Below are 23,443 nucleotides of genomic sequence, written 5' to 3'. Positions count from 1 at the left end.
CTGATTTTCTTTCCATTGTCAATGCTGTTACATAAAAAAATTTACTATAAAAAGTACAAAGCACAAATTTCGAGTAATGTTTACTATATAACCGATATTGATTGTAACCTAATTAGAAATTTTATGTTAGAATAGCAAAAATTTTATTGTTTTTATATTTATAAGAGGAAGTCTCATGTCTATCATTAGAATGCAAGATCTTGATCTAAAAGGGAAACGTTTATTTATTCGCTCAGATCTTAATGTGCCTGTTAAAAATGGTAAGGTTACTTCAGATGCGCGAATCAAAGCATCATTACCTACTATTGAAGAAGCCATTAAAAAAGGTGCTAAAGTAATGGTTACTTCTCATATTGGCCGACCAACTGAAGGCGAATATAACCCAGAGTTCTCTTTACAACCTGTGGTTGATTACTTAAAAGAACATGTTTCTTTCCCTGTTCGTTTAGTTAAAGATTACCTTGATGGTGTTGATGTTAACGAAGGTGAACTTGTCGTTCTTGAAAACGTACGTTTTAATGTTGGTGAAGGTAAAGATGATGAAACTTTATCTAAAAAATATGCGGCTCTTTGCGACATTTATGTAATGGATGCGTTTGGTACTGCTCACCGTGCTCAAGCTTCAACTCACGGTGCTGGTAAGTTTGCTCCAGTTGCTTGTGCAGGTCCATTATTAGCTGCTGAACTTGATGCATTAGGTAAAGCACTTGATAATCCAGCCCGTCCGATGGTTGCGATTGTTGCTGGTTCTAAAGTATCAACTAAATTAACAGTTCTTGATTCTTTATCAAAAATCGCTGATCAAATTATTGTTGGTGGTGGTATTGCTAATACCTTTATCGCAGCTGAAGGCTATAATGTAGGTAAATCACTTTATGAAGCTGATTTAATTCCTGAAGCGAAAAAATTAATGGCTAATTGTCATATTCCAGTTCCAACTGACGTTCGTGTAGCAACAGAATTTAGCGAAACAGCAACGGCAACTGAAAAATCAGTTAAAGATGTGAAAGAAAATGAACAAATCCTTGATTTAGGTGATGAGTCAGCAGAAGCGTTAGCTGATATTATCAAAAAAGCAAAAACCATTTTATGGAATGGCCCTGTCGGTGTGTTTGAGTTCCCTAATTTCCGTCGTGGTACTGAAATTGTTGCTAAAGCAATTGCTGATAGCCAAGGATTCTCAATCGCTGGTGGTGGTGATACATTAGCTGCAATTGACCTATTTGGTATTGAAGATAAAATTTCTTATATTTCTACTGGTGGTGGTGCATTCCTTGAGTTTGTTGAAGGTAAAAAACTACCAGCTGTTGCAATGTTAGAAGAGAGAGCAAAAGCTTAATATTCTATTTTGATAAGAAGGATGAGCCAATTACTCATCCTTTACTTTTTATATAAATAAATCTATAGGAATTAAAATGGCTACAAAGATTTCTGATGTCGTTAAACCTGGTGTTGTTACTGGTGATGATGTACAAAAAGTTTTTCAAATCGCGCGTGAGAATAATTTTGCTTTACCTGCTGTTAACTGTGTTGATACAAATACAATTAACGCAGTAATTGAAACTGCAGCTAAAGTTGGTTCAGCTGTAATTGTTCAATTTTCTAATGGCGGTGCTCAATTTATCGCTGGTAAAGGCTTAAAATTAGATGGACAAGAAGCTGCTGTTTTAGGTGCGGTTTCAGGTGCTAAACATGTTCACCTAATGGCTGAAAAATATGGTGTGCCAGTTATTCTTCATACTGACCACTGTGCTAAAAAACTTCTTCCATGGGTTGATGGATTACTTGACGCTGGCGAAGCTCACTTTGCTAAAACAGGTAAACCTTTATTCTCTTCTCATATGATCGATCTTTCCGAAGAAACATTAAAAGATAATATTGATATTTGTTGTCAATATCTTGCTCGTATGTCTGCGATGAAAATGACATTAGAGTTAGAATTAGGTTGTACTGGTGGTGAAGAAGACGGCGTAGATAATAGTCATATGGATAGTTCTGCATTGTATACACAACCAGAAGATGTTGCTTATGCTTATGAACGTTTAAGCGAAATTAGCCCACGTTTTACTATTGCTGCATCATTCGGTAATGTTCACGGTGTTTACAAACCAGGTAACGTGAAATTAACGCCAAAAATTTTAGATAATTCTCAAAAATATGTATCTGAGAAATTCAATTTACCAGCTAAATCATTAAACTTCGTTTTCCATGGTGGTTCAGGTTCAACACAAGAAGAAATTGCTGAAGCAGTTAGCTATGGTGTTGTTAAAATGAATATCGATACTGATACTCAATGGGCAAACTGGGCTGGTATTTTAGATTACTACAAAGCAAACGAAGCTTATCTTCAAGGTCAATTAGGTAACCCTGAAGGTGTTGATGCACCGAATAAAAAATATTACGATCCACGTGTATGGTTACGTAAAGGACAAGAATCTTTAGTTGCTCGTTTAGAACTTGCATTTAAAGAACTTAACGCTATTGACGTACTGTAAAATTTTCTAATATTTTTTATTGTATATAAAGAAGCAGAGTAATAAACTCTGCTTTTGTTTTATCCTTCAACAAATAAATGTTGCATTTTTGTATTAGTTATAGGATAATTTCGCCCTCATTTAACTTAGGGGAGCTGTCTATTTATTAATAGCTATTATTAATAGAGGCGTTTGCACCCGAGAAAAGGAAACTAAAATGGCAAAAAAAGTACAAGCCTACATCAAGTTGCAAGTTGCAGCTGGTGCAGCAAATCCTAGTCCACCAGTTGGTCCAGCACTTGGTCAACACGGTGTGAATATTATGGAATTCTGTAAAGCATTTAACGCTAAAACAGAAAGCATGGAAAAAGGTTTACCTATTCCTGTAGTTATTACTGTATATTCTGACCGTTCATTCACTTTTGTAACTAAGACTCCTCCTGCTGCAGTATTATTAAAGAAAGCGGCTAAAATCAAGTCTGGTTCTGGTGAACCGAATAAGAAAAAAGTCGGTAAAGTAACTAGCGCTCAAATTCGCGAAATCGCTGAATTAAAAGCTGCTGATATGAATGGTGCAACCATTGAAACGATGATGCGTTCTATCGAAGGAACTGCACGTTCAATGGGCTTGGAAGTGGAGGGTTAATTCATGGCTAAATTATCTAAGAAAGCTAAACTTATCCGCGAAAAAGTAAACGCAACTAAACTATATGATATCAATGAAGCAGTCGCTTTATTGAAAGAACTTGCTACAGCTAAATTCACTGAAAGCGTTGATGTTGCTGTTAATTTAGGTATCGACTCACGTAAATCAGATCAGAATGTACGTGGCGCTATCGTTCTTCCACATGGTACAGGACGTAGTGTTCGTGTTGCTGTATTTACTCAAGGTGCAAACGCTGATGCTGCTAAAGAAGCTGGTGCTGAATTAGTTGGTATGGATGATCTAGCAGATCAAATCAAGAAAGGCGAAATGAACTTTGACGTAGTTATCGCATCTCCAGACGCAATGCGTGTTGTTGGTCAATTAGGTCAAATTTTAGGACCTCGTGGCTTAATGCCAAACCCTAAAGTTGGTACTGTAACACCTAACGTTGCTGAAGCTGTTAAAAATGCTAAAGCAGGTCAAATCCGTTACCGTAATGATAAAAATGGTATTATCCATACTACTATCGGTAAAGCTGATTTTGATGCAGATAAACTTAAAGAGAATTTAGAAGCATTACTTGTTGCTTTAAAACGTGCAAAACCAGCATCTTCAAAAGGTGTATTTGTGAAGAAAGTTAGTCTTTCTACTACAATGGGCGCTGGTGTTGCTATCGATCAAGCAACTTTAAATGCATCTGTTTAATTAACAATTAAACAAAGAATCGGTTGGTGTCTGGCCTTAACCAGACCCCGTCCAAGACCGTAGGTGTAATTGATATTTAATTACTTAATTTTCCTACGTAGACGGTGACAGAACCTGATAAGATATAATACAGGAATTCTGCTCATCGTGATTGTGCTAGCTACATTTGTAGTTAGTTAAAGTAATTCTAGGCTTTGCCTAGTTTAATCCAGGAGCAATACCAATGGCACTAAATCTTCAAAATAAACAAGAAATTGTTGCTGAAGTTAATGAAATAGCCAAAGGTGCGCTATCTGCAGTTGTTGCTGATTCTCGTGGCGTAACTGTAGAAAAAATGACTGCATTACGTAAATCTGCTCGTGAAGCTGGTGTTTATATGCGTGTTGTTCGTAACACCTTATTACGCCGTGTTGTTGAGGGAACTCAATACGAGTGTTTAAAAGATACGTTTGTTGGTCCAACTCTAATTGCGTTTTCAAATGAGCACCCAGGTGCTGCAGCGCGTATTTTTAAAGCGTTTGCAAAAGAAAATGATAATTTTGAGATTAAAGCCGCAGCCTTTGAAGGTGAGTTGATTACTGCAGCGAACATTGATCGCTTAGCAACATTACCTACTTATGAAGAAGCATTAGCTCGCTTGATGTCAACCATGAAAGAAGCCGCAGCTGGCAAATTGGTTCGTACTCTTGCAGCGGTTCGCGATCAAAAACAAGCTGCTTAATTGCGGTATGATTGTGAATTTTATTAATTAAAAAAATGTAAATTTGGGAAACTATATTATGTCTATCACTAAAGAACAAATTTTAGATGCAGTTGCTGAAATGTCTGTAATGGATGTTGTTGAACTTGTATCTATGATGGAAGAAAAATTTGGCGTTTCTGCAGCAGCAGCTGTAGCAGTTGCAGCAGCGGGTCCAGCTGAAGCAGCAGAAGAAAAATCTGAATTTGATGTAATCTTAAAAGATGTTGGTGCTAACAAAGTAGCTGTTATCAAAGCAGTTCGTGGTGCAACTGGTTTAGGCTTAAAAGAAGCTAAAGACCTTGTTGAATCAGCTCCAGCAACTGTTAAAGAAGGTGTTAGTAAAGCTGACGCAGATGAACTTAAAAAGGCACTTGAAGAATCTGGTGCAGTTGTCGAACTTAAGTAAGTTTATCGATAACAAGCTAACTGGCTGGGGGTTTTATACCTCCAGCCTTTTTGCGCTGTAATAAGTCAAAGAATTTTATTTGAAGATTATCAATAAAAAGTAATAAAGAAATAATATATTTATTAAGCCTAATCATTTGATATTTATAGATATTTTCGATGAGGTGTCAGGCGTTATTATTTCGTAGTACCCTGATGAATATTTAATCATGCTAAAATAGCAGATAAGCAAGTTGAGGAACTAATGGTTTACTCTTATACCGAGAAAAAACGAATTCGTAAGAATTTTGGTAAGCGTCCACAAGTCTTGGATATACCGTATCTTCTTTCTATTCAACTTGATTCGTTCCAGAAGTTTATTGAGCAAGACCCTGAAGGTCAATATGGTTTAGAAGCCGCTTTTCGTTCAATATTTCCGATAAAAAGTTATAGTGGTAGCGCTGAGTTACAATACGTGAGCTTTAAGATGGGCGAACCTGTATTTGATGTAAAAGAATGTCAAATTAGAGGGATCACTTACTCAGCACCATTGCGCGTTAAATTACGTTTAGTTATTTATGATAAAGATGCGCCAGAAGGAACAGTTAAAGATATTAAAGAGCAAGACGTCTATATGGGCGAAATTCCTTTAATGACTGACAATGGTACGTTTGTGATTAACGGTACAGAACGTGTTATCGTTTCACAATTACACCGTAGTCCAGGTGTGTTCTTTGATAGTGATAAAGGTAAAACACACTCTTCTGGTAAAGTTTTATATAATGCTCGGATTATTCCTTATCGTGGCTCTTGGCTTGATTTCGAATTTGATCCAAAAGATAATCTTTTTGCTCGTATTGACCGTCGTCGTAAACTTCCTGCAACAATCATTTTGCGTGCGTTAGGTTATGAAACTGAAGAAATTTTAGATATGTTCTTCGAAAAAACTATTTTCGAAGTGGGCAAATCAAAATTAAAAATGGATCTTGTACCAGAGCGTTTACGTGGTGAAACAGCGTTATTTGATATTGAATCAAAAGGCAAAGTTTACGCAGAGAAAGGTCGTCGTATTACAGCTCGTCATATTCGTGAGCTTGAAAAAGATAAAGTAACTAAGATCGATGTTCCAGTTGAATATATTGTTAATAAAGTATTAGCGAAAGATTATGTGAATCAAGAAACTGGTGAAGTTGTTGCTTTTGCTAATACACCAATTTCATTAGAACTATTGCTTGAATTAACTAATGCAGGCTATAAGAAAATTGAAACATTATTCACTAATGATTTAGATCATGGTGCATTTATTTCTGAAACCTTAAATGTTGACTCTACTCGAGATCGACTAGGTGCATTAGTTGAAATTTATCGAATGATGCGTCCTGGTGAGCCACCAACAAAAGAAGCAGCTGAAGCTTTATTTGATAACTTATTCTTCTCTGATGAGCGTTATGACTTATCAGCAGTAGGTCGTATGAAGTTTAATCGTTCTTTAGGACGTGACGATATTGAAGGCGAAAGTGTCTTAACTAAAACTGATATCGTTGATGTAATGAAGAAATTGATCAGCATTCGTAATGGTCATGGTGAAGTCGATGATATCGATCACTTAGGTAACCGTCGTATCCGTAGTGTTGGTGAAATGGCTGAAAACCAATTCCGTATTGGTTTAGTTCGTGTAGAACGTGCGGTAAAAGAACGCTTATCACTAGGCGATCTTGAATCATTAATGCCACAAGATATGATTAATGCTAAACCAATTTCTGCGGCAATTCGTGAATTCTTTGGTTCTAGCCAGTTATCTCAGTTTATGGATCAAAACAATCCATTATCTGAAATTACTCACAAACGTCGTATTTCAGCATTAGGTCCTGGTGGTTTAACCCGTGAACGTGCCGGATTCGAAGTACGTGACGTACATCCTACCCATTATGGTCGTGTATGTCCGATTGAAACACCGGAAGGTCCAAACATCGGTTTGATTAACTCATTAGCTGTATATTCTCGTACTAATGAGTATGGATTCCTTGAGACTCCATATCGCCGAGTGGTTGATGGTGTGGTAACTGATGAAATTAACTATTTATCAGCAATCGACGAAAGTGAATTTGTTATTGCTCAGGCTAACTCAAATCTTGATGACGATGGTCGTTTTAAAGAAGATTTAGTGACTTGTCGTTTAAATGGTGAGTCTGGTTTATATAGCCCTGAACAAGTCCATTATATGGACGTATCAACACAACAAATCGTATCGGTTGGTGCTTCATTAATTCCATTCTTAGAACATGATGATGCTAACCGTGCATTGATGGGTGCAAACATGCAACGTCAAGCGGTACCAACGTTAAAAGCAGAAAAACCATTTGTTGGTACTGGTATGGAACGTGCAGTAGCAGTTGACTCAGGTGTAACTGCAGTTGCTCGTCGTGGTGGTACAGTACAATATGTTGATGCTTCACGCATTGTAATTAATGTTAACGATGATGAAATGTATGCTGGTGAAACAGGGATTGATATTTATAATTTAACTAAATATACCCGTTCAAACCAAAATACTTGTATTAACCAAATTCCATGTGTGGAATTAGGTGAAAAAGTTGAGCGTGGTGATGTCCTTGCTGACGGTCCATCAACTGACTTAGGTGAGTTAGCTTTAGGTCAAAACATGCGTGTGGCATTCATGCCATGGAATGGTTATAACTTTGAGGATTCTATTTTAGTTTCTGAAAAAGTGGTACAAGATGACCGTTTCACTTCGATTCATATTCAAGAGTTATCTTGTGTATCTCGTGATACCAAACTTGGAGCAGAAGAAATTACCGCCGATATTCCAAATGTGGGTGAAGCGGCTCTTTCTAAACTAGATGAATCAGGTATTGTTTATATTGGTGCTGAAGTTAAAGGTGGCGATATTCTGGTTGGTAAAGTAACACCAAAAGGTGAAACACAATTAACGCCAGAAGAAAAATTACTACGCGCTATTTTTGGTGAAAAAGCGTCAGATGTTAAAGATACTTCACTTCGTGTGCCAAATGGCGTTTCAGGTACAGTTATTGATGTTCAAGTCTTTACTCGTGATGGTGTACAAAAAGATAAACGTGCACTTGAAATTGAAGAGATGCAACTTAAACAAGTTCGCAAAGACTTAACAGAAGAGCTTAAAATCCTTGAAGCAGCGTTATTTGCTCGTATCCGTGATGTATTAATTTCTGGCGGTATTAAAGCCGACAAATTAGATGCCTTACCGCGTGAAAAATGGTTAACCATTGGTATCGCTAATGAGAGCAAACAAGCGCAATTAGAGCAACTTGCTGAACAGCATGATGAAATTAAAGCTGAGTTTAACAAAAAACTTGAAGCTAAACGCATGAAGATCACTCAAGGTGATGATTTACAACCTGGTGTTCTCAAAATCGTTAAAGTCTACTTAGCTGTTAAACGTCAAATTCAGCCTGGTGATAAGATGGCTGGTCGTCATGGTAACAAAGGGGTTATCTCTAAAATCAACCCGATTGAAGATATGCCATATGATGATAAAGGTCGCCCAGTAGATATCGTATTAAATCCTCTAGGTGTTCCTTCTCGTATGAATATCGGTCAGATTTTAGAAACTCACTTGGGTATGGCGGCGAAAGGTATTGGTCAGAAGATCGATGCAATGTTAAAAGAACAGCAAGAGTTAGCTAAATTACGTGATTTTATCCAAAAAGCTTATGACCTTGGTTTAGGTGCAGCGCAAAAAGTCAATGTTGCTGAATTTACCGATCAAGAAGTGATGACTTTGGCGCAAAATTTACGTAATGGTATGCCACTTGCAACACCAGTGTTTGATGGTGCAAAAGAGCAAGAAATTAAAGCATTACTTGAACTTGGTGATTTACCAACTTCAGGTCAAATTACCTTGTTTGATGGTCGTACCGGTGAGCAATTTGAACGTCCAGTAACTGTAGGTTATATGTACATGTTGAAATTGAATCACTTAGTTGATGATAAGATGCATGCTCGTTCTACAGGCTCATATAGTTTGGTTACACAGCAACCGTTGGGTGGTAAAGCTCAATTTGGTGGTCAACGTTTCGGTGAGATGGAAGTGTGGGCACTAGAAGCATATGGTGCAGCTTATACCTTACAAGAAATGTTAACTGTTAAATCAGATGATGTGAACGGTCGTACTAAGATGTATAAAAATATTGTAGATGGTGATCATCGTATGGAACCTGCGATCCCAGAATCATTTAATGTATTGTTAAAAGAGATTCGTTCGTTAGGTATTAATATCGAGTTAGATGAAGAGTAATCTTAGCTAGCTAAAATGATTTCTATTTATAAGGGATAACTTATCAGTAATGATAAGTTATCTAATTGATTTAACTCCATAGGAGTCAATTGTGAAAGACTTACTAAAGTTTCTAAAAGCACAAACAAAAACTGAAGATTTTGATGCTATCAAGATTGGCCTTGCCTCTCCTGATATGATTCGTTCATGGTCTTTTGGTGAAGTTAAAAAACCTGAAACAATTAACTATCGTACGTTTAAACCTGAACGTGATGGATTGTTTTGTGCGCGTATTTTCGGGCCAGTTAAAGATTATGAATGTTTGTGTGGAAAATATAAACGTTTAAAACACCGTGGTGTTATTTGTGAAAAATGTGGTGTAGAAGTCACACAAGCTAAAGTACGTCGTGAACGTATGGGCCACATTGAACTTGCATCACCAACTGCACATATTTGGTTTTTAAAATCATTACCATCACGTATTGGTTTATTACTTGATATGCCACTTCGTGATATTGAACGGGTACTTTATTTTGAATCATTTATGGTTCTTGATGGTGGTATGACAAACCTTGAGCGCGGACAAATTTTAACTGAAGAACAGTATTTAGATGCGTTAGAAGAGTTTGGTGATGAGTTTGATGCACGCATGGGTGCAGAAGCAATCCAAGAATTATTACGTAATATTGATGTACAAGCTGAATGCGAAGCACTACGTGACGAATTAGCAACAACAAATTCTGAAACTAAACGTAAAAAATTAACAAAACGTATTAAAATCATTGAAGCATTCATTCAATCAGAAAATAAACCAGAATGGATGATTTTAAATGTGTTGCCTGTATTACCGCCAGATTTACGTCCATTAGTACCATTAGATGGTGGCCGTTTTGCAACATCAGATTTGAACGATTTATATCGTCGCGTTATTAACCGTAATAACCGTTTAAAACGCTTATTAGATTTAGCTGCACCAGATATTATTGTACGTAACGAAAAACGTATGTTACAAGAGTCTGTTGACGCCTTGCTTGATAATGGTCGTCGTGGTCGTGCAATCACTGGTTCAAACAAACGTCCATTAAAATCACTTGCCGATATGATTAAAGGTAAGCAAGGTCGTTTCCGTCAAAACCTATTAGGTAAACGTGTTGACTATTCAGGCCGTTCAGTAATTACTGTAGGTCCATACTTACGTTTACATCAATGTGGTTTACCGAAGAAAATGGCTCTTGAACTATTTAAACCATTTATTTACGGTAAATTAGAGCGTCGTGGTTATGCAACAACCATTAAAGCAGCGAAGAAAATGGTTGAACGTGAAGATGCAATTGTTTGGGATATCTTAGATGAAGTTATCCGTGAACATCCGGTATTATTAAACCGTGCACCAACACTTCACAGACTAGGTATTCAGGCATTTGAACCTATCCTAATTGAAGGTAAAGCGATCCAATTGCACCCATTAGTTTGTGCGGCATTCAATGCTGACTTCGATGGTGACCAAATGGCGGTTCACGTTCCATTAACGTTAGAAGCGCAATTAGAAGCGCGTGCGTTAATGATGTCAACCAACAATATTCTTTCGCCAGCAAGTGGTGAGCCTATTATCGTTCCATCTCAGGACGTGGTATTAGGTCTTTACTACATGACTCGTGATAAAGTCAATGCTAAAGGTGAAGGCATGGTATTAACCGGCCCTAAAGAAGCAGAAAAACTGTATCGTTTAGGTCTAGTTGAACTACATGCTAAAGTTAAAGTACGTATAACTGAAAGCCATCGTAACAGTATTGGTGAATGGGAAGATACAACTTCTGTAATTGATACTACTGTTGGTCGTGCTATCTTATGGTTAATTATGCCTAAAGGCATGAGTTTCTCAGTTATCAATCAGCCGCTTGGTAAAAAAGCGATTTCACGAATTTTAAATATTTGTTATCGCCAATTAGGCATGAAAGAAACTGTTATTTTAGCTGACCAGGTTATGTATACCGGCTTTGCTTATGCAGCTCGTTCTGGGGTATCAGTTGGTATTGATGATATGGAAATTCCTGCTAAGAAATTACAAATTATCAATGAAGCTGAAATCGAAGTTGCAGAAATTCAAGAACAGTTCCAATCAGGTTTAGTAACTGCAGGTGAACGTTATAACAAAGTTATCGATATTTGGGCAGCAGCTAATGAGCGTGTTGCTAAAGCGATGATGGATAACTTATCAACTGAAAAAGTTATTAACCGTGAAGGTAAAGAAGAAGTTCAATCTTCATTTAACAGCATCTATATGATGGCCGACTCTGGTGCTCGTGGTTCTGCAGCTCAGATTCGTCAGTTAGCGGGTATGCGTGGTTTGATGGCAAAACCAGATGGTTCGATCATCGAAACGCCAATCACCGCAAATTTCCGTGAAGGATTAAACGTACTTCAATACTTTATCTCGACCCATGGTGCGCGTAAAGGTCTTGCGGATACCGCATTGAAAACAGCGAACTCAGGTTACTTAACTCGTCGTTTAGTTGATGTGGCTCAAGATTTAGTTGTTATTGAAGATGACTGTGGCACGTTAGAAGGTGTGGTAATGACACCTGTGATTGAAGGTGGTGATGTTAAAGAACCATTACGTGAACGTGTATTAGGTCGTGTAACAGCTGAAGATGTATTAAAACCAGGTAGTGCGGATATTTTAATCCCTCGCAATACATTACTTGATGAAAGTTATTGTGATCTACTTGAACAAGAATCTGTAGATAGCGTTAAAGTTCGTTCAGTAGTTTCGTGTGATACTGATTTTGGTGTTTGTGCGAAATGTTATGGACGTGACTTAGCTCGTGGTCACTTAGTGAACAAAGGTGAAGCAATCGGTGTTATCGCTGCTCAATCAATTGGTGAGCCAGGTACACAGTTAACCATGCGTACGTTCCATATCGGTGGTGCGGCATCGCGAGCAGCAGCAGAATCTAGTGTTCAAGTTAAAAACAAAGGTAGTATTAAACTAACTAATGCTAAATTTGTAACTAACCCAGATCAGAAACTAGTTATTACTTCACGTAATGCTGAATTAACTATTATTGATGAATTAGGTCGAATGAAAGAAACTTATAAAGTTCCTTATGGCTCGATTCTAACTAAAGGTAATGGTGCAACTGTTGATGCTGGTGAAACAGTAGCAAACTGGGATCCACATACAATGCCAGTTATTTCGGAAGCCAAAGGTTTTGTTCGTTTTGTTGATATGATCGATGGTCAAACTATTACTCGTCAAACCGATGAGTTAACAGGTTTATCATCTATCGTGATCTTAGATGTAGCAGAACGTACTGGTGTTGGTAAAGATTTACGTCCAGCAATTAAAATTGTTGATGCTAAAGGTAATGATATCTTTGTGGCAGGTACAGAAATGCTTGCGCAGTACTTCTTACCTGGTAAAGCATTAGTACAATTAGAAGATGGTGCGGAAATTAATGTTGGTGATACACTTGCACGGATTCCACAAGCATCTGTAGGTACTAAAGATATCACCGGTGGTTTACCACGAGTTGCTGATTTATTTGAAGCTCGTAAACCTAAAGAGCCGGCAATTCTTGCTGAAATTGATGGTATTATCTCATTCGGTAAAGAAACTAAAGGTAAACGTCGCTTAATTATCACTCCACTAGATGGTAGTGAACCGTATGAAGAGATGATTCCAAAATGGCGTCAACTTAACGTATTCGAAGGCGAACAAGTTGGCCGTGGTGATGTGATTTCTGATGGTCCTGAATCAGCACATGATATTTTACGTCTACGAGGTGTTAATGCAGTAACTCGTTACATTGTGAATGAAGTTCAAGAAGTTTATCGTTTACAAGGTGTAAAAATTAACGATAAACATATTGAAGTTATTGTTCGTCAAATGTTACGTAAAGCAACGGTTATTCATCCTGGTGGTTCTCGTTTACTTGATGGTGAACAACTTGAAGTTTCACGCTTGAAGATTATTAATCGTGAGCTTGAAGCACAAGGTAAAGAACCAATTGTTTACTTGCATGATTTACTTGGTATTACTAAAGCATCACTTACTACTGAGTCATTTATTTCTGCGGCATCGTTCCAAGAAACGACTCGCGTATTAACTGAAGCAGCAGTTGCAGGTAAAAATGATGAACTTCGTGGCCTGAAAGAAAACGTTATTGTTGGTCGCTTAATTCCAGCTGGTACTGGTTATGCATATCATAAAGAACGTTTGCGTAAACGCGCAATGCCATCTGATGATGTAATTCAACCAACAACTGTTTCAGCTGAGGAAGCTACAGCTAACTTAGCGGAATTATTGAATTCAGCAGAAGAAAATCAATAGATTTTAGATAAATCGACTAAAGTAGCACGTGTTATCACGTGCTATTTTTTTGTCGAGTGTATGGTATATGAAAGGAATATTAAATGTATATTGTCATGAATCGGTTTAAAATTAAGTTAGGTAGTGAAGACTCTTTTATTGAAATCTGGCGTAATCGTGATAGCCATTTAAAAGAGATGAAAGGTTTTAATCGTTTTTATTTCCTTAAAGGTAAAACTTATGAAGATTACACATTGTTTTCATCATATGCTGAATGGGAATCAAAACAAGATTTTGAAAATTGGGTTAATTCTGCTCATTTCAAACATACTCACCGTAATACCGATAGCCGCCCAAATAACCCAGATATCTATTTTGAACCTGCTCAACTTGAATGTTTTGAAGTCATTATCTAAGTAATTTTTAAACTAAAAAATCAAATTTTAAAATAAGCATTGTGAGCAATACCAATAAAAAATTACCGATGATAATTCTTCGCAAATTGCATAAAAAAAGATATAATCAAATAAAATTACATGGGCATTATTAAAGAACCCGATCAGTCCATGTAAATTAAATCTACTATCTAAAAGTCTCTTCTTTGTATTTTATAGTTCATAATTATTTTTATAAAAAGTTGTAAAAATATATTCCTTAATTAAGCATTATAAGTTTGTTTAGTAACAAAATTTTTAGGCTACTGGTTAGTATTTTCTAATTATCATTGCTTTTTTAAGCTATTTGAAAGTTTAACTATTTACAGGGGCTCGTCATGAAATCCAAATTACTATTGCTTATTCTTATTTTAATTATTGTTGGTGGATTTTTCTTTTTTAAAGACTATAACAGTATTCAAACTCAAGACGAAAAAGTAGCGGCTTCTTGGTCAGAAGTTGTTAATCAGTATAAACGTCGAGCAGATTTAGTTCCGAATCTAGTCAATACAGTAAAAGGATATGCAACTCATGAAAAAGACGTTTTTACTCAGGTAACAGATGCAAGAGCGAAAGTGGGGTCTATCCAAATTAATGCAGATCAACTTAGCGATCCCGATTTATTCTCAAAATTCCAACAAGCCCAATCAGAATTAAGTTCCGCATTAAGTCGCTTAATTGCGGTTAGTGAAAATTACCCAGAACTTAAAGCAAACACACTTTATCAAGATTTAATGAGCCAACTTGAAGGTACTGAAAATCGGATAACGGTTGCTAGAGGTCGATATATAGAAACAGTACAATCATTTAATACTTATATTCGTCAATTACCAACTAAATGGATTGCAAATATTATAGGGGTACAACCAAAACAACAGTTTACTGTTGAAAATGAACAACAAATTTCTAATCCACCAGCAGTCAATTTTGGACAATAAGCATAATGAAAAAATATTATCTGCTCTTTTGTTTACTGTTTTTTAGTGCGGTAAGTTATGCATTAACTGAGATTCCTACATTTGATCGCCGTGTTATTGATACGTCAGATACTTTAGAACCATCACAAATAGATGATTTGGAATCAAGCTTGATTGCTTTTGAAAAGACGCGAACTGATGGTGCACAGATCGCGGTATTAATGATCTCCAAACTCGATAATGAAACGGTTGAACAGTATGCTGATCGGGTGTTTATACAGTGGAAAATAGGTAACAAAGAGCAAGATAATGGTATTTTATTATTAATTGTTAAAGATGATAAGTTGATGCGAATTGAAGTTGGTTATGGTTTTGAAGGCATCATTACGGATTTAATTGCTAGTCATATCATTCGTGAACAATTAGCGCCACAATTTAGACAAAATAACTATTATCAAGGTATACATGATGCGCTTTCAGTTTTAATTAATAAGTTGAATGATCCTCAGCAGGTACCGGCGACTAATAGTGATCCAGATCTCAAAACGGTACTTGCTGGTGATTTTGGTGCCAATTTATTTAATTATGGATTAGCATCCTTTTTTATTTGTTTCACTATTGCTAGCTTATTTTCAATTACTTCCTCTAAACGTAGTGCTAGCCGAAGTTTAGGTACTGGTTTACTAAATGGTATATCAGTTGGTGGTTTTACTTTGTTCAATGGTTATTCATTACATATTGTCTTACCTCTAATATTTTTAGCATTTGTTGCCAGTGCGATTTTAAGTGGAATTTTAACTATGAGTGGCGGTAGCGGACGTGGTGGTCGAGGAGGCGGTTTCGGTGGGGGTAATGGTGGTGGTTTTGGCGGAGGTTCATTCGGCGGATTTGGTGGCGGAGGCGGTGGCCGTAGTGGTGGCGGTGGTGCCTCTGGCAGCTGGTAAACATTCTTAAAAAATACCAAAAGAAATTGGCAATTTACTTTTTTAACAAAAATACTACCTAGGTTCATAGCCTCGATAGCAAAAATAACTATCTGTGCTTGAAAAAATTTTGAGGAAAGGGGTTTTTTATATCAAAAAAATTTATTAATGATACTTTTAAGCAATAGTTTGTTTAAATTTAAAATCAATTTAGTTAATCTTCAATCATATCCTACATAATAATTCTTGTTTACAACAGCTTTCAGCTAGCCTGACAATAAATTTCCTTTTGCAATAGGAAAAAGTCTCTCTCCACATTGATAATTATTTCCTTTAGGCTAAGTCATCTTAAAAAGAAAAAAGAGAATTAGAATGACTATGCCACAAATACAATTCCGTATGATCGAAGATGATTTAGATCCCGAAGTTGTGACTGCGCAAACGATAGAAATCATCAATCGTTGGTTAACGGATCATCAAATAACCCAAAATGATGTGCAAAAAGCGATGTTGTTATCACATGTTAAAGCAATGGTTGAAAGAGCAAAAACGCTAGAAAAATTACCTGGGGTGATCCTTCTTTATTTGATGAGCTCTCAGAGCAATCCTTAATGCTTGCACGTAAAACTGTACAATTATTCAATAGGTTATCAAATAAAATTGCGCATGTTATTTTCTTATTAGCAATTAGCAAAGATGAATATGAAGATGCGATGCGAATTTATAACTTAGTCGTCAATTTTGTTAAAGAGAGATCAACTAAGCGGTTGTTAAATAGTCGTAATTTCGATGATTTTCAAGCTATTGTAAAAGATAGTTTTGGGCGTTTATCGTAATAAACTTGAGTTAATTTGCTATTTAGAAAGGGATTCAACTAAGCAAGTAACATAAGTTATTTAGCGATTAAGTAAATAACAGTTTTGAGCGCTAAAAAACCCTGTTCCTCAAAATTTTTTGTTAAGAAATAAGTAAAACAAAAATTATAAATATTTAAGAAATAATCAACAATTAAAACAAATTATCATGTGCTTGCCCATTGACGAAATGGTGATTTAAAGGTATTATGCGCGCCTTATGGCTTTGTGTGGTTTTTAGCTGCACTTAATAATTTTTAAGGTAGGCATGCATATCTTATGCAAAATAAATTACCATTAACAATTGACCCAATCAAAGCAGCACAAAAAAGACTTGATTATGTTGGATATTATCCAGCAAAAAGTGCAACAAGGATTGAAAGTCCAAAAAGTGATATCGAATGTCATTTGTCTTTTGATTTTGATGAGCAAAGACTTTGCGTTATCACCATTGATGCAAAAATGACGCTAGAACAAATTTGTCAGCGTTGTTTTAAACCTTTTATCACTGAAGTTCATGTGATGAATAAATTTAGTCCTGTTAAGAGCGATGCTCAAGCAGAGACATTACCGGAACATTATGAGCCCGTTTTAGTTAACGAGTTTGGTGAAGTAGATATATTAGCGTTAATTGAGGACGAAATTATTCTCTCATTACCAATTGCGCCGGTGCATGATAGTAAACACTGCGAAGTGTCAGAGGCAGATATGGTGTTTGGTGAAATTCCTGCTGAGAATGAAAAACCAAATCCATTTGCAATTTTAGTTAGTTTAAAGAATAAGGGGTAAATCCATGGCTGTTCAACAGAATCGTAAAACTCGTGCAAAACGTGGTATGCGTCGTTCTCATGATGCATTAACTGTTGCTAATATCTCAGTTGATGAATCAGGTAAAACTCATTTACGTCATCACGTAACCGCTGATGGTTATTATCGCGGCCGAAAAGTAATTTCTAAATAATTAATTAGTAATTAGAAATCTTCAGGTGACATTTTGGATAATCTAACCATTGCGTTAGATGCTATGAGCGGGGACTTTGGTCCTCGTATTGTTGTTCCTGCTGCAATTCAAGCATTACATCATTATCCAAATCTTTCTATCTTCCTTGTTGGTGACATAAAGGAAGTTAGATTTTTTTTGTCTAAAGAAAATGCCAAGCTAGTTACCCAGTACCAAGAAACAGGTCGCTTGATGGTGACAGAATCAACATCTATCATTACTAACGATATGAAACCTTCTTATGCAATTAGGCATAGCCAAGGTTCGTCAATGAGAATTGCATTAGAGTTAGTAAAAAATAATAAAGCTCAAGCTTGTGTTAGCGCTGGTAATACAGGTGCGCTGATGGGGTTATCTAAGTTGTTGTTGCATTCTTTAACAGGCATTGATCGACCAGCTTTAGTTGCCACCATTCCTGCATTAAATAATCAAAATACTGTGGTTCTTGATTTGGGGGCAAATGCTGAATGTGATAGTGATATGCTGGTTCAATTTGCTATAATGGGTGAAATACTAGCAAAATCGGTTCTTCATATTGAAAATCCTCGTGTTGCTTTGCTTAATATTGGTGAAGAAGACATTAAAGGATTGGATAAAATTCGTGCTGCTGCATCTGTTTTGAAGGCTAATCATCAAATTAATTATATCGGTTATTTAGAAGGTAATGAGCTATTAACTGGTAAAACCGATGTATTAGTTTGTGACGGCTTTGTTGGTAATGTGACTTTGAAAACGGTAGAAGGGTTAATTAAAATTTTTCTATCTTCGTTCAAAATGCTTTTAGGACACAACTCATTAGTTATGAAATTTTTGAGTAAATGGCTGCAAAGGAAAATAGTAAAAAATTTTGGCTATTTAGACCCTGGGCGATATAATGGCGCTTGTTTACTTGGTCTTCAAAGTATTGTGATTAAAAGTCACGGTAGTGCCAATCAAAAATCATTTTTTGCAGCAATTGAGCAAGCTATTTTAGCTATCGAAACCAATATACCAGAGAAGATTGCCAATAGCCTTTCTTCTGCACTACCCAAGAGCGAATAATTCGATGTATACAAAAATATTAGGAACAGGAAGTTATCTTCCAAAACAAATAAGAACCAATACCGATCTTGAAAAAATGGTGGATACTAGCGACGAATGGATAACTACTCGTACAGGTATTAAAGAAAGACGGATAGCAGCACCTGATGAAACTGTTACTAGTATGGCCTATGAAGCCGCGATTAAAGCTATTGAAATGGCGGATATTTCTAAACAAGAAATTGGTTTAATTATTGTTGCAACAGCAACATCAGCTAATGCTTTTCCTAGTTCAGCTACAGAATTACAAGCTAAATTAGATCTCGGTGATGTGGTTGCCTTTGATGTGTCGGCAGCTTGTTCTGGATTTATTTATGCATTAGATATCGCTGATAAATATGTAAAAAGTGGTGTAATAAAATATGCCTTAGTTGTTGGTTCAGATATGTTAACCCGTGGTGTTGATCCAAATGATCGCGGTACAATTATCATTTTCGGTGATGGTGCTGGAGCGGTTGTGGTTGGTGCTTCTGAAGAGCCTGGTCTTATTGCCTCTCATTTACATGCCGACGGCCGATATGGCGAATTATTAAAATACCCATATGTTGATCGCCGTTCTCTTAATGACCCTGTCTATATGACAATGCAAGGTAACGACGTATTCAAAATTGCAGTAAAAGAACTTTCTAATCTAGTTGATGAACTTTTAACCGAAAATGCCTTTAATAAATCTGATTTAGATTGGTTAGTGCCACATCAAGCTAATTTACGGATTATTTCAGCTACAGCCAAACGTCTTGATATGGATATGAGTAAGGTGATTGTTACGCTGGATAAACAAGGTAATACTTCTGCTGCATCAGTACCTTGTGCATTAGATACAGGTGTACGAGATGGACGTATTAAACGTGGGCAACTAATTTTATTAGAAGCTTTCGGTGGCGGCTTTGTTTGGGGCTCAGCACTCGTTAGATTTTAATTTTATAAATTATTTAGGTAATCAAGGATTTCAAAATGACCAAATTTGCAATGGTATTTCCAGGACAAGGCTCACAAGCTGTTGGTATGTTAAAAGATCTTGCTGAAAATTATTCAGTTGTGAAATCAACTTTCGATGAAGCATCACAAGTATTAGGTTATGATTTATGGACTTTAGTTCAAGATGGTCCAGCTGATGAATTGAATAAAACTTGGCAAACACAACCGGCATTACTTGCTGCATCGGTTGCGATTTACCGAGTTTGGCAAAGTATTAATGGCCCTCAACCAGAATTTATGGCTGGTCACAGTTTGGGTGAATATTCAGCATTAGTATGTGCTGGTGTGATAGATTTTAAAGATGCTATTAAATTAGTAGAGTTACGTGGTAAATTAATGCAAGAGGCAGTGCCAAGTGGTACTGGTGCAATGTTTGCTATTATTGGTTTAGATAACGATTCAATTCGAAAAGCATGTGAACAAGCTGCTCAAGGTCAAGTTGTCGCGCCAGTTAATTTTAATTCACCAGGCCAAGTTGTTATTGCTGGTAATAAAGAAGCGGTTGAACGTGCTGGTGCGCTTTGTAAAGAAGCCGGAGCTAAACGTGCTTTACCATTGGCGGTAAGTGTTCCTTCACATTGTGCATTAATGAAACCAGCCGCTGATAAACTAGCGACAACTTTAAATAACATGACGTTTAATACACCTCAATTTGCTGTGATTAATAACGTTGATGTTAAAGTTGAATCATCTGCAGAAAATATTAAAGCGGCATTAATAGCCCAGTTATATAGCCCAGTTCGTTGGACTGAAACGGTTGAAGAAATGGCAAAACAAGGTGTAACACTATTAGTTGAGATGGGCCCAGGTAAAGTTTTAACTGGCTTAACTAAACGAATTGTTGATTCATTATCAGCTTGTGCTGTTAATGATAAAGCGTCATTAGATGTTGCAATTGAAAATACTAAATAGAATACAAAAGGGGTAGTTATGAACCTATCAGGAAAAATTGCTTTAGTAACTGGTGCAAGCCGTGGAATTGGAAAGGCCATTGCGGAAAAATTAGTTGCATGTGGTGCAACAGTGATTGGTACTGCAACGACAGAAAAAGGCGCACAGGCCATAAGTGAATATTTAGGCTCTAACGGAAAAGGTTTAGCACTAAATGTAACTGACGAAGCATCTATCGAATCAGTTATTAATGCAATTAAAACGGAGTTTGGCGATATTGATATTTTAGTTAATAACGCAGGTATTACCCGTGATAATTTATTAATGCGAATGAAAGAAGATGAATGGCAAGACATTTTAGATACTAATTTAACATCAGTATTTCGTTTATCAAAAGCATTAATGCGTACTATGATGAAAAAACGTTATGGTAGAATCATTACTATAGGATCTGTTGTAGGGACTATGGGCAATGCAGGCCAAGCTAACTATGCGGCGGCAAAAGCTGGATTGATTGGCTTTAGTAAATCACTAGCACGTGAAGTTGCATCTCGAGGTATTACGGTAAATGTAGTCGCCCCAGGATTTATTGCAACTGATATGACAGAAGCATTAACTGATGAACAAAAAGCGTTAACATTAGCGCAAGTACCGGCAGGACGTTTAGGTGAACCAGCTGAGATTGCTAATGCGGTTGCATTTTTGGCTTCTGATGACGCATCTTACATCACAGGTGAAACTTTACATGTCAATGGTGGCATGTATATGGTGTAATTGATCAGAATAGTGTAAAATAAACCAATAATTTGATGTTTTGAACAAAAAATAAGCAATTGGGTTGAAAAATGATTGGCATCTTTTTCAACATTTTATAAACTTACATTCACCGCCACTTTCGGCGATATTTATAGGAAAAAAAAGAGTATGAGCACTATTGAAGAGCGAGTTAAGAAAATTATTGTTGAGCAACTTGGTGTGAAAGAGGACGAAGTTAAGAATGAATCTTCTTTCGTTGAAGATCTTGGCGCTGACTCTCTTGACACAGTTGAATTAGTTATGGCTTTAGAAGAAGAATTTGATACAGAAATTCCTGATGAAGAAGCTGAAAAAATTACAACTGTACAATCAGCAATTGATTATATTACTGCAAATCAATAAGGTTAGCAGAGTTTTCACAATAGGCGGTCAAATGATCGCCTAGTTTTTATTTATGTCTCTATTTTATAGAGTTAATTTGACGTAAAATTCTGAAAACTCATAATAAAATTTTCAATGATTCAAATTTCATTTCAATCCTTTTCTGGAGGACAATGTGTCTAAACGCAGAGTTGTTGTTACTGGAATGGGCATGATATCTCCATTAGGTAATACAGTTGAGTCTACTTGGCAAGCTATATTAGCAGGTCAAAGTGGCGTAGAACTTATAGAACACTTTGATACAGCCCCTTTTGCAACGCGCTTCGCCGCAATGGTTAAAGACTTTAATGGCGAAGATTATAATATTTCACGTAAAGATGCCCGTAAAATGGATTATTTTATCCAATATGGTATCGCTGCTGGTATGCAAGCAATGCAAGATGCTGGCATTGAAGTTACGGAAGAAAACGCAGAGCGCATTGGTTGTGCTATCGGTTCAGGTATTGGTGGACTAGGATTAATTGAAGAAAATCATAGTGCATTAGTTAATGGTGGACCGCGTAAAATTAGTCCATTTTTTGTGCCATCAACAATCGTCAATATGATTGCTGGTCATTTATCAATTATCTACGGATTAAAAGGACCAAGTATTACTATTGCTACCGCTTGTTCATCGGGCGTGCATAATATTGGTCATGCTGCACGTATGATTGCTTATGGTGATGCCGATGCAATGTTAGCCGGCGGTGGTGAAAAAGCCAGTACACCATTGGGTATTGGTGGTTTTGGTGCTGCTCGTGCATTATCAACTAACAATGATAATCCTAAAGCTGCAAGTCGCCCATGGGATAAAGACCGTGATGGTTTTGTGCTTGGTGATGGTGCCGGTATCATGTTCTTAGAAGAATATGAACATGCTAAAAAACGTGGCGCTAAAATTTATGCTGAGATCGTTGGTTTTGGTATGAGTGGCGATGCTTATCATATGACTTCACCTCCAGAAAATGGTAGTGGAGCAGCATTAGCTATGAAATGTGCTATTCGTGATGCAGGTATAACAGCGGAACAAGTTGGATATATTAATGCACATGGTACGTCAACTCCAGCTGGCGATAAAGCTGAAACGCAAGCGGTTAAAAGTATTTTCCAAGAAAACGCTAATAAAGTAATGGTAAGTTCAACCAAATCAATGATTGGGCATTTATTAGGTGCTGCTGGTGCTGTTGAATCTATCTTTACGGTGCTTGCGTTACGTGATCAAGCTGTTCCACCAACAATTAATCTTGATAACCCTGATGAAGGTTGTGATCTGGATTATGTTCCACATACTGCTCGTCAAGTGAAAAACTTAGAATATGCGCTTTGTAATTCATTTGGTTTTGGTGGTACTAACGGTTCAGTTTTATTTAAAAAGATCTAATCTTTTTTTCCCATCACAATTTGGTGATGGGAATCACACCTTTTATTGTTTTCTCCCATAAACGATAAGTTTTCCTCAGCGATAATCGTAGTTATACCTATGGATAAATTTTGATATTAATTTGTATTATCTAAAAATCTTTATTTAGTTAGTATCAGTTTAAAAAGTTCATATCTGTGTCAAAGAAGCTAACCAACTGTTAATACTAACTAATTTAATAGTACTATTTAGGTATATCACTAAAAATAGCAAAATATCCGTGATAGATAAAGC

Annotated in this window: 21 protein-coding genes; all 21 read left to right on the top strand. The window is 36.6% G+C overall.

What is annotated here, in order from left to right:
- Positions 1-175 precede the first annotated feature (175 nt).
- Positions 176-1,339, top strand: a complete 1,164-nt coding sequence (gene pgk, locus B6C84_RS05290; RefSeq protein WP_065578363.1) for a phosphoglycerate kinase — start codon at positions 176-178, stop codon at positions 1,337-1,339.
- Between the two features lie 76 nt (positions 1,340-1,415).
- Positions 1,416-2,495 (top strand): class II fructose-bisphosphate aldolase, encoded by a 1,080-nt coding sequence (gene fbaA / locus B6C84_RS05285; RefSeq protein WP_065578362.1) that lies wholly within the window; start codon positions 1,416-1,418, stop codon positions 2,493-2,495.
- A 196-nt stretch (positions 2,496-2,691) separates the two neighbouring features.
- Positions 2,692-3,120 carry a 50S ribosomal protein L11 gene (gene rplK, locus B6C84_RS05280; protein ID WP_034884321.1) on the top strand — a complete coding sequence of 143 codons (429 nt, stop codon included), beginning with the start codon at positions 2,692-2,694 and terminating at the stop codon, positions 3,118-3,120.
- A 3-nt stretch (positions 3,121-3,123) separates the two neighbouring features.
- Complete coding sequence (gene rplA, locus B6C84_RS05275; RefSeq protein ID WP_034901675.1) at positions 3,124-3,825, top strand: 50S ribosomal protein L1; 702 nt, start codon at positions 3,124-3,126, stop codon at positions 3,823-3,825.
- A 223-nt stretch (positions 3,826-4,048) separates the two neighbouring features.
- The gene (gene rplJ, locus B6C84_RS05270; protein ID WP_034901673.1) at positions 4,049-4,546 is read left to right on the top strand and encodes a 50S ribosomal protein L10; all 498 of its coding nucleotides are present in this window, start codon (positions 4,049-4,051) and stop codon (positions 4,544-4,546) included.
- 58 nt (positions 4,547-4,604) lie between these two features.
- The gene (gene rplL, locus B6C84_RS05265) at positions 4,605-4,973 is read left to right on the top strand and encodes a 50S ribosomal protein L7/L12 (protein ID WP_034901671.1); all 369 of its coding nucleotides are present in this window, start codon (positions 4,605-4,607) and stop codon (positions 4,971-4,973) included.
- 243 nt (positions 4,974-5,216) lie between these two features.
- Positions 5,217-9,245 (top strand): DNA-directed RNA polymerase subunit beta, encoded by a 4,029-nt coding sequence (gene rpoB / locus B6C84_RS05260; RefSeq protein ID WP_086320893.1) that lies wholly within the window; start codon positions 5,217-5,219, stop codon positions 9,243-9,245.
- A 91-nt stretch (positions 9,246-9,336) separates the two neighbouring features.
- A complete protein-coding gene (rpoC, locus tag B6C84_RS05255; protein ID WP_086320894.1) occupies positions 9,337-13,557 on the top strand; it encodes a DNA-directed RNA polymerase subunit beta' in 4,221 nt (1,406 codons plus the stop codon).
- An 83-nt stretch (positions 13,558-13,640) separates the two neighbouring features.
- Positions 13,641-13,952 carry an antibiotic biosynthesis monooxygenase family protein gene (locus tag B6C84_RS05250; protein ID WP_086320895.1) on the top strand — a complete coding sequence of 104 codons (312 nt, stop codon included), beginning with the start codon at positions 13,641-13,643 and terminating at the stop codon, positions 13,950-13,952.
- Between the two features lie 356 nt (positions 13,953-14,308).
- On the top strand, positions 14,309-14,908 hold the full coding sequence (locus B6C84_RS05245) for a LemA family protein (protein ID WP_086320896.1): 600 nt from the start codon (positions 14,309-14,311) through the stop codon (positions 14,906-14,908).
- Between the two features lie 5 nt (positions 14,909-14,913).
- A complete protein-coding gene (locus tag B6C84_RS05240; protein ID WP_086320897.1) occupies positions 14,914-15,831 on the top strand; it encodes a TPM domain-containing protein in 918 nt (305 codons plus the stop codon).
- A gap of 351 nt (positions 15,832-16,182) precedes the next feature.
- Positions 16,183-16,422, top strand: a complete 240-nt coding sequence (locus tag B6C84_RS05235) for a hypothetical protein (RefSeq protein ID WP_086320898.1) — start codon at positions 16,183-16,185, stop codon at positions 16,420-16,422.
- Positions 16,422-16,646: a hypothetical protein gene (locus B6C84_RS05230; RefSeq protein ID WP_086320899.1), complete on the top strand. Its 225-nt coding sequence runs from the start codon at positions 16,422-16,424 to the stop codon at positions 16,644-16,646. Before B6C84_RS05235 ends, B6C84_RS05230 begins: the two co-directional genes overlap by 1 nt.
- 297 nt (positions 16,647-16,943) lie before the next feature.
- Positions 16,944-17,453, top strand: coding sequence for a 23S rRNA accumulation protein YceD (gene yceD / locus B6C84_RS05225; protein WP_086320900.1), 510 nt, complete (start codon positions 16,944-16,946; stop codon positions 17,451-17,453).
- A 4-nt stretch (positions 17,454-17,457) separates the two neighbouring features.
- Positions 17,458-17,625, top strand: coding sequence for a 50S ribosomal protein L32 (gene rpmF, locus B6C84_RS05220; protein WP_025316508.1), 168 nt, complete (start codon positions 17,458-17,460; stop codon positions 17,623-17,625).
- A gap of 33 nt (positions 17,626-17,658) precedes the next feature.
- A complete protein-coding gene (gene plsX / locus B6C84_RS05215) occupies positions 17,659-18,705 on the top strand; it encodes a phosphate acyltransferase PlsX (RefSeq protein WP_081300049.1) in 1,047 nt (348 codons plus the stop codon).
- 4 nt (positions 18,706-18,709) lie between these two features.
- Entirely contained in the window at positions 18,710-19,663 is a 954-nt protein-coding gene (locus tag B6C84_RS05210) for a beta-ketoacyl-ACP synthase III (RefSeq protein WP_086320901.1), read from the top strand.
- Positions 19,664-19,698: 35 nt separating this feature from the next.
- On the top strand, positions 19,699-20,634 hold the full coding sequence (gene fabD / locus B6C84_RS05205) for an ACP S-malonyltransferase (protein ID WP_086320902.1): 936 nt from the start codon (positions 19,699-19,701) through the stop codon (positions 20,632-20,634).
- An 18-nt stretch (positions 20,635-20,652) separates the two neighbouring features.
- On the top strand, positions 20,653-21,387 hold the full coding sequence (gene fabG, locus B6C84_RS05200; protein WP_065651680.1) for a 3-oxoacyl-ACP reductase FabG: 735 nt from the start codon (positions 20,653-20,655) through the stop codon (positions 21,385-21,387).
- A gap of 150 nt (positions 21,388-21,537) precedes the next feature.
- On the top strand, positions 21,538-21,771 hold the full coding sequence (gene acpP / locus B6C84_RS05195) for an acyl carrier protein (protein WP_025316503.1): 234 nt from the start codon (positions 21,538-21,540) through the stop codon (positions 21,769-21,771).
- A 154-nt stretch (positions 21,772-21,925) separates the two neighbouring features.
- A complete protein-coding gene (gene fabF, locus B6C84_RS05190; protein ID WP_086320903.1) occupies positions 21,926-23,170 on the top strand; it encodes a beta-ketoacyl-ACP synthase II in 1,245 nt (414 codons plus the stop codon).
- Positions 23,171-23,443: the final 273 nt, after the last annotated feature.

Origin of the sequence: Gilliamella apis, from assembly GCF_002142155.1 — a bacterium.
In the GTDB taxonomy this organism is placed as follows: domain Bacteria; phylum Pseudomonadota; class Gammaproteobacteria; order Enterobacterales; family Orbaceae; genus Gilliamella; species Gilliamella apis.
The sequence above is the reverse complement of the archived record's forward strand: the minus strand, read 5'-3'. Positions and strand labels throughout refer to the sequence as shown.